Source organism: Cryobacterium sp., from assembly GCF_026786305.1.
Taxonomy (GTDB): domain Bacteria; phylum Actinomycetota; class Actinomycetes; order Actinomycetales; family Microbacteriaceae; genus Cryobacterium.
Genome location: NZ_JAJAYI010000045.1, coordinates 44,168 through 55,056, shown reverse-complemented (window position 1 = coordinate 55,056; position 10,889 = coordinate 44,168). Strand labels below are relative to the sequence as shown.

Genomic DNA, 10,889 nt, shown 5'->3' with positions numbered 1-10,889 from the left:
GCCGGGTGGGCGGGGGGTGAACCCGAAACGCGCCCGGCGGGCCTGGGCCGCGGCGGGGGGCCTGCACCGGCGCCCCGGTGCGCGGAGGGCGCCGCGCCCCGGGTGCCGGATCCGGCCGCGCTCCGCTCCACCATGAGCGGCACCGTCGTGAAATGGCTCGTCGAGGACGGCGCCACGGTGGCCGAGGGTGATGCGCTGCTGGTGCTCGAGGCCATGAAAATGGAGTCAACCGTCGTCGCGCACCGCTCCGGCATCGTCGTTGGACTGCTCGTGGTTCCCGGCGACACGGTGACCCTGCACGCGGTCGTCGCCGGCATCGAGGCCTGACCCGCGCACGAGAGTCGATACTGTGAGGTTATGACCCTCGACGAGATTCTCCCCGACCTGCGTCGCCAGAGCGTCGACGTTCGCCACGCCGAAACCGGCCTGTGGGTCGCGTCGATGCTGCGCGAACGCATTTCGGCCGGGCAGCTCGCGCCCGGCGCCAAGCTGTCGGAGGAACCGCTCTGCGAGGTGCTCGGCGTCTCACGCAATACGCTGCGCGAGGCCTTCGCGACCCTGGCCCGCGAGCACGTTGTCACGCGCATCCCCAATCGCGGTGTCTTCGTGACCCGGCCGACCGTCGACGACATACGCGAAATCTACCGGGTGCGGCGTTTTCTCGAACCGGCAGCGCTCACCTGGTCGACCGAGCCGAAAACGGATGCCCTCCACGCCGCCATCGCGCGCGCCCGCGTCGCTCGCAGCGCCGGTTCGGTGCCGGGCATGGCCAGCGCCAACCAGGACTTTCACGCGGCAATCGTGGCCCTGACCGACAGTGACCGCCTCAAGCTGCAGATGACGCAGGTGCTCGCCGAGATGCGGCTGGTCTTCCACTCGATGGTGGCCACTCCGCTCTTCCACGCGCCCTACATCGACGACAACGCGGTCATTCTCGAGAAGTTCGAGGCGGGCGAACGCTTTGCGGCGGCCGCTCTCATGGTCGACTACCTGCGACGCGCCGAGGAGCAGCTGCTCGAGGCGCACGCGCGCGGGTAGCGGCCAGGGCGCGCCCGGCTCACGGCACCAGATAGTCGGAGTCGCGGGCATCCGTGATGAGCATGTGGCCGGGAGCATGACCGATCGCGAGCGGCGGGCGTGACTCCATCACGGCCGCCTGCGGCGTCACTCCGCAGGCCCAGAACACCGGAACGAAGCCGTCAGCCAGGGTGACCGGGTCACCGAAGTCGGGGCTGGCGAGGTCATGGATGCCCAGCTCGGCCGGATCCCCGATGTGCACCGGCGCGCCGTGCACGGCGGGGTAGCGCGCAGTGATGCGCGCGGCATCCGCCACTCGGTCAGCGGCGATCGGGCGCATCGACACGACCAGGGGCCCCGCCATGCTGCCAGCGGATGCACAGCGCCGGTTCGTGCGGTACATCGGTACGTTCCGGCCCTGCTCAATGTGGGCGATCGGAATGCCCGCATCGTGCAGCGCCGCCTCGAAGGTGAAGCTGCAACCGACGATGAAGGTCACCAGGTCGTCGCGCCACCAGGCCGACAGGTCGGTGGGCTCATCGACGAGCACACCGTTCTGGTAGACCGTGTACCGGCCGAGATCGGTGCGAATATCGCCGCCGACCAGCAGCGGGCCGGTCGTCTCCCCGGCCTCGAGCACCCCGAGGATCGGGCACGGCTTGGGATTACGTTCGGCGAACAACAGCACGTCGAAGGCCTGCTCGCGCGGCACGATGATGAGATTCGCCTGGGTGAACCCGCTCGACCAGCCTGCGGTCGGCACCGCGAGCCCGTCGCGAAACAACGCGCGGGCCTGCGCGGGAGTGAGGTCGGCCCGGTCGATGGCCGCTACGCCCACAGCTGCACGAGGCCGCCGAGCGAGCGATAGCCGAGATACAGGGTGAGCAGCCAGGCGACGACACCGATCACGAGCAGCCACTTGGGATACACGTAGCCGCCGAGCAGGTCGCGGCGACGCCAGGCCACCCAGAGAATGACCGCGAAACCCACCGGCAGGATCAGCCCGTTCACGGCGCCGGCCATGATGAGCAGGGTGGCCGGGGCCTGGCCGAGCAGGGTGAAGACCGTCGCCGACACCGCGATGAACACGCAGGTGGCGATGCTGCGCACCCGCGGCGAGGTCTTGGCGGTCGTGACGAACGAGATCGAGGTGTACGCGGCGCCGATCACCGAGGTGATCGAGGCGGCCCAGAGGATTACGCCGAACAGCGTGAGTCCGATGTCTCCGGCCGCGGACTGGAAAGCCTCAGCGGCGAGGTTATCGCTTGTGAGCGCGACACCGCCCGCGACGACGCCGAGAATCGCGAGGAACAACAGCACCCGGATGACGCCCGTGATGATGATGCCAAGAATAGAGCTTCGGGTGATCTCGCCGACGTTTTCATGCCCGGAGACGCCGGCGTCGATCATGCGGTGCGCCCCGGCATAGGTGATGTACCCGCCGATCGTGCCGCCGATGAGGGTCGTAATGATGAGAAAGTCGACGTTGTCGGGAATGACGGCGTTCTTGAGCGCTTCGCCGAGCGGCGGCTGCGACACGATCGCCACGTAGCCGATGAGCAGAATCATGACGGCGCCGAGCAGGACCACGATCTTGTCGAGGGCCAGGCCGGCGCGCTTGCTCAGGAAGATGGCGATGGCGACGGCGGCAGAGATGAGCCCGCCGATCTTCGGGTCGATGCCGAACAGAACGTTGATGCCCAGGCCGGTCCCGGCGATGTTGCCGACGTTGAAGACCAGCCCGCCGATGCAGATGAGCGCGGCCAGAAACCAGCCGGCTCCCGGCAGTACGGTATTGGCGAGTTCCTGGGCGCGCTTGCCGCTCACCCCGATCACCCGCCACACGTTCAGCTGCACGGCGATGTCGACGAGGATCGACACCACAATGGCGAACGCGAAGGCGGCGCCGAGCTGCACCGTGAACGTTGTGGTCTGCACGATGAACCCGGGGCCGACCGCACTCGTCGCCATGAGAAACATGGCACCGAGCAGTGCGCCGCGGTGTTTGCTCTGGAGTTTTTTCGATCGTTTCGCGGTTGCGGGTAGGACGGTCGGAGCCATGGGCGCTGCTCACTTCTCTGGGATGAAAGTCAGCGCCGGCGGTCACTGAATGTGAGAAAGCCTATGATTGTTCAACAATCCCCGCAACAGTTTGTGGCAAATTGGCCCAACTCGTATCGTGCTGCCAAACGCGGCCGCGGAACCCGTTCTTGAGGCCATACCAGCCTCCGACCGGGTTATTCTCCGAGCGATCCCACGCCTCGATGGTGTCGGGCCCACGGGTTCTGTCTGTGCGCCCATGAGATCGGCGTTCGGGCGTTCGGGAAATGGCCGGGCCGATGCAGGCAGCGCCGACGTCGAGGGCGACACTGTGGCTGACGCCCCCGATGGATTTTTTCGTTGCAGCGTAGTGGGCGTCGCCCTGGCTGGCGCCCGCGCCGAGATCCGGGGAGATCGTCACAATCGTTTCGCGGGAACCAGGTGGGGGTGTCATTTCTCGGTCATTTCTGGGTCATTTCTCGGTCATTTTTCGGCCGCACTCGTGTCGAGCACAGACAGGTGCTCGTGCACGCACAGCCAGGTGCCGTGGCGATACTCCAGGACAATCGACTCGCGTTCGTCAAGGGTCTGGGTCGTGCCTTGCAGTTCGAGGGTCGTTTCAACGTCGTGGCTGAAGATGGCCACCCGGCCGAACACCTGCAGGCGGCGATTCGTTGACGTGCAGCCGTGCACGCGAAAGCCAGCGGTCTGCTCCCATTCGGTCCAGAGGTCTTCGTAGTCGGCGCGGCTCTCGAGGCGGTGCGGCGTGCTGTGAAACAGGAAGGTGGCATCCGTGGCGAAACCGTCGAAGTAGGCCCGGGTCTGGTGTCGGCTGAAGTTGTCAATGATCGCATCGACGGCGGCGAGGGCCGCGGCTTCGGCCTGAGCGTTGGCCGCCGGAGTGACGACGTTCACGGCCTGCGGCTTCGAAGCTCGGCAACCTTGGCCGCGGTCGAATCGTGGTCCGTTTCAATGGCCTGCGGGATTCCTGGAATCGAGGGGATGAGCCGCGAACCGTCGGGACCGAAGACATACCGCGGCTCCGGAAAGATCCACAGGGCACCGAGGTAAAGAACGGCCCCGGCGACGACGGCGACGATCAGACTGAGGTCCATGCCGCCGCCGAGGCCGCTGAGCGGGCCAACGATCACCGGCGGATAGTTGGCGAACAGCAGCCCAATCGTTGCTGCGCCGATCCAGGCAACCATTCCTCGCCAGTTCACGCCGCTGCTGAACCAGTAGATGCCGCCGACCTCTCCCTTGTTGAAGACCTGCAGGTTGCGGGCATCGAAGTGGCCGCGGCGCACGAAGTAGCCAATCGCCATGATGACGATCCACGGGGTCGTAGTCACGATGATCGCGCCGGCGAACGCGAACACGGCACCGAGCAGGTCGAAGAACAGCCGCCCGGTCAGGATGAACCCGAACGCGACGACGCCAATGCCGATCGTGGCCTGCACCCGGGTGAACCGGGGAAACACCGACGAGAAATCGAGCCCGGTCCCGTAGAGCGAGGTGGTTCCGGTCGAGAGCCCCCCGATGAACGCGACGAGCATGAGCAGCACGGCGTACCAGATCGGTGACGCCTGAATCAGGGCGAACACGTAGTCAACCTGCCCGGCCACGATCGTCGCGGTGGCGACGCCGAACAAGAATGGGATGAGCGTGAGCAGCTGGCCGAGAAATGTGGCCAGCAATAGCTTGCGTGGCGGAGTGCTCCTCGGAATGTAGCGTGCCCAGTCGCCGAGAAATGCACCGAACGAGATCGGATTGCTCATCACGATGAGGGCTGCGGCGACAAACGTGGGCCAGAACCCGCCGAGGGCGTAGGCATCCACTCCGGGGTCATAACCGGCGTCGAAGGTGCCCGAGAATGCGACGACGGCGAGCAGGATCAGGGTCGTGTTGGCGATGACGGCGGTCTTATTGACCAGCAGCATGAACTGGAACCCGTAGACCACGACGACAATGACGATGACACCGATCACCCCGTAGACGAGGGTGCGCAGCCCGATCGAGTCGGGCACGCCGGCGAGCCGGGTGAGCGCCCCGACGAGGGCGTCACCGCTGACCCAGACCGAGATCGAGTAGAAGGCGATCGCCGTCAGCAGTGAGAGAAAAGAGCCCACGACCCGGCCCCGCACGCCGAAGAGAGCACCGGAGGAAACCGCATTGTTGGTGCCGGTTTTTGGCCCAAACAGCCCCATCGGCATGAGAAAAAGGGTGCCGACGAGAACCCCACAGACCGTGGCGATGACTGCCTGCCAGAACGAGAGTCCGAGCACGATCGGAAACGTGCCGAGCAGCACGGTCGCGAACGTGTTTGCCCCGCCGAACTGGATGCGCAGCAGGTCGACCCAGGTCGAGGTGCGGTCTGCGTCGGGGATGGTGTCGATGCCGTGCTGTTCGACCTCGGTCACCCTGGGCCGGGCGTTCAGCACGACCGTCTCGGTGCCGGGGACAACGTCGTTGTAGTCGCTCATGGTGCTACTTTCGGGTTTGAGGGCGAGTTCTGAACAGGCTGGAAGTGACCCTAGCGCCGAACTTGACCAATGTGCAATAGTTTTTGACTATGAGGATAAGCAAGGTTGTTGATCTGTCACTGGTCATCAATGCCCACACCCAGACCTACCCGGGCGACCCCGAGGCGCGTTTTCTCGTGCACAGCACGATTGAACGCGACGGATTCAACCTGTTGAGCGTGAGCATGGGCTCCCAAACCGGCACTCACGTCGACGCTCCATATCACTTCGACGAGTCGGCCCCGAAGATCGACGAGCTGCCGCTCGACCGGTTCGTCGGCCGCGGTGTCATCGTCGACGCTCGCGGCCTTGGCGCGCGGGGCGTTATCACCTGGGAGCACGTTGAACCGGTTGCCGACCAGCTCGAACCGGGTGTGATCGTGCTGCTGCACACCGGCTGGAGCGAGCATTACGGCACCGCGCAGTACTTCGAAAACCCCTATCTCGATGCGACGGCCTGCCGTCGCATGATCGAGCTCGGAGTGCGTACCTTCGGCATCGACGCCATCAATATCGACGAGACCCCCGACGAGACGCACCCGGGGGTGGGGTTTCCGGTGCACCACCTCATCGCCGACGTCGCCGGGGTGATCAGTGAGAATCTCACCAACCTCGCGGCGATCGACTTCGCGCGGCCGCTCGTCTCACTTCTGCCGATAGCCTTTGAAGCAGCCGATGGTGCACCCGTTCGTGCGGTCGCGCTCGAGTTCGAAGCGTAGGGACACCATGGCTCGTCAGGTTCCGATCGGTCTCCGGCTCCGCGCCGCGCGGCTGAACAAGGGGCTCACCCTCGAGGCGGTTGCAACGATCGCGGGCATCACGCAGGGCTTCGTCAGCAAGCTGGAGCGCGACCAGGTGTCGCCCTCGGTTGCCACCCTGGTGTCTATTTGCGACGCCGTCGGCCTGCGGGTCGGCGACCTGTTCGAACCGCCGACCACGCAGATTGTGCGCGCCGGCCAGGGTTCGCCGATCAACTTCGGTGGTCGGGGCGCGGCCGAGTACCTCATGACGCCCGGCACGCAGAGTCAGGTCGAGGTCATCCAGTCGGTCATTGAACCCGGCGGCACGGCTGGTGTCGACATGTATGTGCTCGACTGCGACGTTGAGTTCGTGTTCGTCATGCGCGGCTCGCTCAGTCTCACCATCGGTGAGGACGCCTTCGTGCTGGGCCCGGGTGACGCCATGACCTTTCGCGGTCGCGACCCGCACACCTGGCGCAATTCCTCAGACCTCGAGGAGTGCGAAGTGCTCTGGGTGCTGACGCCCGCGCCGTAGCCCAGGGCTCGCTCGACCCTTGGCACGATCGACCCCTGACTCGATCGGTCCACACGATCGGTCAGGTCCTGACAGCTGTCCAAAAGCCCACGGATGCCGATGTGCAGGCTCGCTGTCAGGACCTGACCGATGATGCCCGGCTCGGGTTCGCGATCATCGCGGGGCCTGGGGTCGAGACCGAGGGAGTGACCGGGGTGGTGCAGCGGATGCTCGCCCGCCTCAAAGACAAGCCGGTGTCCGTGTCGATCGAACAGCAGGGCGTCGACCTCGTGTTCGGCATTTTGGGCACGCACAATCTTCGGATCTACCGAGCGCTGGCCGGCTCAGCCATTCGACACCTGACACCGCGGCACGAGCAGGGCGCCGGTTACACAGCCGATCGCTACGCCCGCGCCGGGGCGATGGCGGCCAAGACCAGGCGTCAGGCGTCAGGCGCAGCATCCGCCGGCGCAGCGGCTGCAGCAGACGGCCGAGTTGTTGAGGTCGGCGCAGCGGCTGAGCATTGTGGGCGGGGACGGGCGCGCGTTTCGGCGGCGGTTTCGGCCTCGTCGGCGTGCCCACCGCGCTCATTCGGGCGCTGATCGAACGCACCGGACTCGATGGCGTTACCAGTGTGCGCTTCGCGCGACCAGGGCGGCGCGCACCCGCCGCAAGAGTTCGAGGCCATTATTTTTCAGGTCGTCATCGGTGATGCGGATCATGCGCCAGCCCTGCTCCTCGACCCGCTCGCGCCGGGTGATGTCCGCGCGAAATCGCCTCGGATCGCTGCGGTGCCCGTCGCCCTCATATTCGATACAGAGCTTGAAACGCGGCCACGACAGGTCGACCCGGGCCACGAAGTAGCCCTCAGCATCGCGGATCTCAAAGTTCACGACCGGTTCCGGAATGCCGGCATCCACGAGAAACAGGCGCGTTTTGGTCTCCTGCGGCGAGTCGACCGCGGATCGAGCGAGTGCGGCCGCCTCACGTAGGGCGCGGCAGGCGCGTCGCCCGGTCAGGCCGGCGACGACCAAGCGAAGTTCGGCGGGGGTGTGCCACGGATTACGGCCGCTGCACAGAAAATCCGCGGCAGCGACGAGTTCAACCCGGGTCAGCAGCGTGCCGAGATCACACCACGTCTGCAGCAGGCTCGTCACGGGGAGGCCATTCACCCGCTGGATCGATGCGCCCGCACACTCATGCCCCACGATGCCCGTCATCTGCGGAGCCCGGGTGCCCGCCGGCACAGTGACGTGCAGGCGTCGATCTGCTTCGAGACGACCGGGTAACCACACTCCGTGAATCAGAGCTGCAGTGGCATGGCTAAAAGCGTGCGTGGCGGGCATCCGTTTGGCATAGGCGCGGGCCAACTCGAAAGCGGATGCCGGCCGCGCCCGGTCGCCACGCATCCGCCGGAACGACAGGGCCGCACGTTCGAATGAGGTGGACATGCAGCGATCATGCCGGGAATCGCGATCGGGCGTAAATGTTATCCACAAGGGCACCTGAACCTGCGCCGAGCCGTGAGTTTCGGGCCGTTTTTCGCCAAGAATGAGCCTCTAACTCACGGCTCGGCGGCGGCGAATCACTGGAACGCGGAGATGCCGGTGATGGCCCGCCCGACCACGAGCGTGTTGACCTCGTAGCTGCCCTCGTAGGTGTAGAGAGCTTCGGCGTCGGCGAAGACGCGGGCCATGCCGAAGTCGGTGGAGATTCCGTTGCCGCCGAGTACCGAGCGGCCGAGCGCCACGGATTCCCGCATGCGCGCGCTGGCAGACGCCTTGGCCATCGCGGCGTGTTCCGGCCGCAGCGTGCCGGCCTGCTGCAGTTGGGCAATGCGCACCATCAGCCCGAGCGAGGTTGTCGCATTCTCCAGAATGCGCACCAGCTTCTCTTGCACCAGTTGGAACGACGCGATCGGCTTGCCGAACTGTTGGCGTTCGAGCGCGTAGCGCAGCGCATAATCGTAGGCGGCGAACTGCAGTCCCACGGTCTGCCAGCCCACCCAGACCCGGGAATTGGTCAGCAGCCGGTTGGTGTCGCGAAAGCTCGTGGCGCCGGGCAGTCGGTCGCGCTCGGCGACCACGACATTGTCGAGGGTGATCGTGGCGTTCTGCACGATGCGCAGGGCGATCTTGTTCTCGATCGCCTCGGCCGTGAACCCGTGCAACGTCGCGTCGACGATGAAGCCCTTGATCTGGTCGTCGGCGGTGTCGCGCGCCCAGACGAGCACGTTGGCGGCGAAGGTTCCGCTGCCGATCCACCGTTTGACGCCGTTCAAGGTCCAGACGTCTCCGGTGCGTGTTGCCGTCGTCTGCATGTTGCGCGAGACGTCCGAGCCGTGCTCCGGCTCGGTGAGGGCGAACGCGCCGATTTTGCGCAGCGCGAGGGCGTCGGCCAGGTAGCGTTCACGTTGATCGTCGGTGCCGAGCTGAGCAACGGCCGCCGCGAACAGGCCGCTGTGCACGCCGACGAAGGTGGAGACGGAGGCATCCACTCGAGAGAGCTCGACCGTCATGAACCCGTGCAGCAAGAAGTTATTGCCGCGCGCGCAGAGATCAACGAGGTTGAGGGCGGAAAGGGCGGGGATGATCTCGAACGGGAACGTGGCGTTGTTCCAATGCTCGGCGACGACCGGGCGCACGTCGCGCTCGAACACCTCGCGGGCGTTGGCGAGTAACTGCTGCTCCTCGGGGGTGAGGAGATCCTGGTAGGAGAGAAAATCGGTGGTGGGCCCGGTGAAAAATTCGGGGCTGGGCGCATCCGTATCGGTGCTGCCGATCTGCGGGCTGTCAACGACAATGCTCATGGCGGGTCCTCTCTGACCTGGTACACCTGAAGTGTGCGCCAATGAGAGGAATTGCGCAATCTCCCGCGCGAAGACCGTGCACAGTGCGTATCCTGTGGCCCGGCGGGCCCCTCAGATTGCCCCCAATGCGCAAAATGGTTCCAGCCCATGAGTTGAGTCCACGAGGCGCGCGGTCGGCCGGCCCCGACGTCGACCCGTGAGTTTCGGGCCAATTTGAACGATTAAACGCCCCAGAAGTCACGGTTCGGCGACGGGCGGGTGCGTTTAGGTGAGGTGGGGAGGGCCGGTGGCGGCGACGAAGACCGGGCTCAGCGCGTGGCGGACGTGTTCATCGTGAGAACCGGGGTGCCGTCCAGGTCGTGCAGGGCGAGCGCCACGGTCAGGGCGCCGAGCGTGCCGAGCGACTCTACGTGGGTGCCTCCGCACGGGATGCGCACGCTCGTGCCGGGCAACTCGCAGACCCAATACCGGCGATCGGTGAGCAGGTCGCCGTCACGGTCGATGCGCACCGCGGCATCCGTTGTGGTCCACTCGGCGAGGGTTGCGTTGACGGTCGCGGCGATCGACGCGAGCGCCTCGGCGACGCCCTCGACCGAGAAGCCCTTTTTGCGCAGCGACTTGCCGAGCCGGTAGGTGTCGACGGAGGCATTCGGGCCGATCAGTGACTCGTCGATGGCCAGACCGTCGAAGTCGGGGTGGCCGAGGGCATCGGGGCGCACTTCCTTCTTCCAGCGGTCGGCGAGGGCGTCGTTGAGGGCGAGGGAGGCGAGGTGGCAGCTCGTGTGCCCGGCGCTCGTGGCATCGCGCAGGCCTTCGTCGACCTCGACGGTGACCGTGTCGCCGGGGTTCAGTCCGGCCGCATCGACCACGTGCACCACGACGAAGGCCCAACCGGGCGTTCCCTTTGCCACGGGGATGTCGTCGCCGATATACAGCATCGATCCATCGGTGGCGCCCACGATGCAATCCTCGACCGGCCAGAACGCGGCGCCGTGGTGCAGCAGGGCCAGATCGGGGCCCTGGTCGGGCCAGCCCGCGTCGACTGGATGCACACAGGTCGCGTCGAGCAACACGGCCGAGCGTCCATCGCTCAGCGGCTCGGTGTGCAGCACGGTCGCCTGCGCGTCGACAGCGCCGCTCGGGTAGAGCACACGGGTGTCTTCGGTGGGCAGGGTCATGGCTGGTCCTTTCGAGCGGATGCTGTCGGTCGAGCGGTTGCGTCGGTCACGTAGTTCGGTCAAGCGGAT

At 66.0% G+C, this 10,889-nt stretch carries 13 protein-coding genes; 5 read left to right on the top strand and 8 right to left on the bottom strand.

Annotation, left to right across the window (positions count from 1 at the left end; translation table 11 throughout):
- Positions 1–327 (top strand): acetyl-CoA carboxylase biotin carboxyl carrier protein subunit (locus LH475_RS05015; protein ID WP_297413018.1); only part of this gene is annotated, 327 nt, incomplete at its 5' end.
- A 30-nt stretch (positions 328–357) separates the two neighbouring features.
- Positions 358–1,038, top strand: coding sequence for a GntR family transcriptional regulator (locus LH475_RS05010; RefSeq protein WP_297413017.1), 681 nt, complete (start codon positions 358–360; stop codon positions 1,036–1,038).
- Between the two features lie 19 nt (positions 1,039–1,057).
- On the opposite strand, the gene LH475_RS05005 is transcribed toward LH475_RS05010, so the two are convergent.
- The 5 genes from LH475_RS05005 to LH475_RS04990 all read right to left on the bottom strand — a co-directional run bounded on the left by LH475_RS05005 (position 1,058) and on the right by LH475_RS04990 (position 5,540).
- On the bottom strand, positions 1,058–1,855 hold the full coding sequence (locus tag LH475_RS05005) for a putative hydro-lyase (protein ID WP_297413016.1): 798 nt from the start codon (positions 1,853–1,855) through the stop codon (positions 1,058–1,060).
- Positions 1,846–3,078 carry an NRAMP family divalent metal transporter gene (locus tag LH475_RS05000; protein ID WP_297413015.1) on the bottom strand — a complete coding sequence of 411 codons (1,233 nt, stop codon included), beginning with the start codon at positions 3,076–3,078 and terminating at the stop codon, positions 1,846–1,848. Before LH475_RS05000 ends, LH475_RS05005 begins: the two co-directional genes overlap by 10 nt.
- A gap of 61 nt (positions 3,079–3,139) precedes the next feature.
- Entirely contained in the window at positions 3,140–3,511 is a 372-nt protein-coding gene (locus LH475_RS14510) for a DUF6855 family protein (RefSeq protein WP_366145586.1), read from the bottom strand.
- Between the two features lie 29 nt (positions 3,512–3,540).
- Positions 3,541–3,972 (bottom strand): nuclear transport factor 2 family protein, encoded by a 432-nt coding sequence (locus LH475_RS04995; protein WP_196844429.1) that lies wholly within the window; start codon positions 3,970–3,972, stop codon positions 3,541–3,543.
- Positions 3,969–5,540: a cytosine permease gene (locus tag LH475_RS04990; protein ID WP_196844428.1), complete on the bottom strand. Its 1,572-nt coding sequence runs from the start codon at positions 5,538–5,540 to the stop codon at positions 3,969–3,971. The genes LH475_RS04995 and LH475_RS04990 overlap by 4 nt, the downstream gene beginning before the upstream one ends.
- An 89-nt stretch (positions 5,541–5,629) precedes the next feature.
- Between LH475_RS04990 and LH475_RS04985 the strand changes: the two genes are divergently transcribed.
- The 3 genes from LH475_RS04985 to LH475_RS04975 all read left to right on the top strand — a co-directional run bounded on the left by LH475_RS04985 (position 5,630) and on the right by LH475_RS04975 (position 7,435).
- On the top strand, positions 5,630–6,298 hold the full coding sequence (locus tag LH475_RS04985; RefSeq protein WP_297413014.1) for a cyclase family protein: 669 nt from the start codon (positions 5,630–5,632) through the stop codon (positions 6,296–6,298).
- A gap of 7 nt (positions 6,299–6,305) precedes the next feature.
- A complete protein-coding gene (locus LH475_RS04980; RefSeq protein WP_196844426.1) occupies positions 6,306–6,854 on the top strand; it encodes an XRE family transcriptional regulator in 549 nt (182 codons plus the stop codon).
- A gap of 101 nt (positions 6,855–6,955) precedes the next feature.
- Entirely contained in the window at positions 6,956–7,435 is a 480-nt protein-coding gene (locus LH475_RS04975; RefSeq protein ID WP_297413013.1) for a thiamine pyrophosphate-binding protein, read from the top strand.
- 24 nt (positions 7,436–7,459) lie between these two features.
- Here LH475_RS04975 and LH475_RS04970 read toward each other — a convergent pair whose 3' ends face one another.
- From LH475_RS04970 to LH475_RS04960, 3 genes are all read right to left on the bottom strand, one after another.
- Positions 7,460–8,284 carry a hypothetical protein gene (locus LH475_RS04970; RefSeq protein ID WP_297413012.1) on the bottom strand — a complete coding sequence of 275 codons (825 nt, stop codon included), beginning with the start codon at positions 8,282–8,284 and terminating at the stop codon, positions 7,460–7,462.
- A gap of 134 nt (positions 8,285–8,418) precedes the next feature.
- On the bottom strand, positions 8,419–9,642 hold the full coding sequence (locus LH475_RS04965; protein WP_297413011.1) for an acyl-CoA dehydrogenase family protein: 1,224 nt from the start codon (positions 9,640–9,642) through the stop codon (positions 8,419–8,421).
- Positions 9,643–9,950: 308 nt separating this feature from the next.
- Complete coding sequence (locus LH475_RS04960) at positions 9,951–10,820, bottom strand: metal-dependent hydrolase (protein ID WP_196844423.1); 870 nt, start codon at positions 10,818–10,820, stop codon at positions 9,951–9,953.
- Positions 10,821–10,889 lie beyond the last annotated feature (69 nt).

Excerpts from the sequence above, each read along its gene's own strand:
- LH475_RS05010 (WP_297413017.1), top strand. The coding sequence starts at position 358 with ATGACCCTCGACGAGATTCTCCCCGACCTGCGTCGCCAGAGCGTCGAC.
- LH475_RS05000 (WP_297413015.1), bottom strand. The coding sequence starts at position 3,078 with ATGGCTCCGACCGTCCTACCCGCAACCGCGAAACGATCGAAAAAACTC.
- LH475_RS14510 (WP_366145586.1), bottom strand. The coding sequence starts at position 3,511 with ATGACACCCCCACCTGGTTCCCGCGAAACGATTGTGACGATCTCCCCG.
- LH475_RS04990 (WP_196844428.1), bottom strand. The coding sequence starts at position 5,540 with ATGAGCGACTACAACGACGTTGTCCCCGGCACCGAGACGGTCGTGCTG.
- LH475_RS04985 (WP_297413014.1), top strand. The coding sequence starts at position 5,630 with ATGAGGATAAGCAAGGTTGTTGATCTGTCACTGGTCATCAATGCCCAC.
- LH475_RS04980 (WP_196844426.1), top strand. The coding sequence starts at position 6,306 with ATGGCTCGTCAGGTTCCGATCGGTCTCCGGCTCCGCGCCGCGCGGCTG.
- LH475_RS04970 (WP_297413012.1), bottom strand. The coding sequence starts at position 8,284 with ATGTCCACCTCATTCGAACGTGCGGCCCTGTCGTTCCGGCGGATGCGT.
- LH475_RS04965 (WP_297413011.1), bottom strand. The coding sequence starts at position 9,642 with ATGAGCATTGTCGTTGACAGCCCGCAGATCGGCAGCACCGATACGGAT.
- LH475_RS04960 (WP_196844423.1), bottom strand. The coding sequence starts at position 10,820 with ATGACCCTGCCCACCGAAGACACCCGTGTGCTCTACCCGAGCGGCGCT.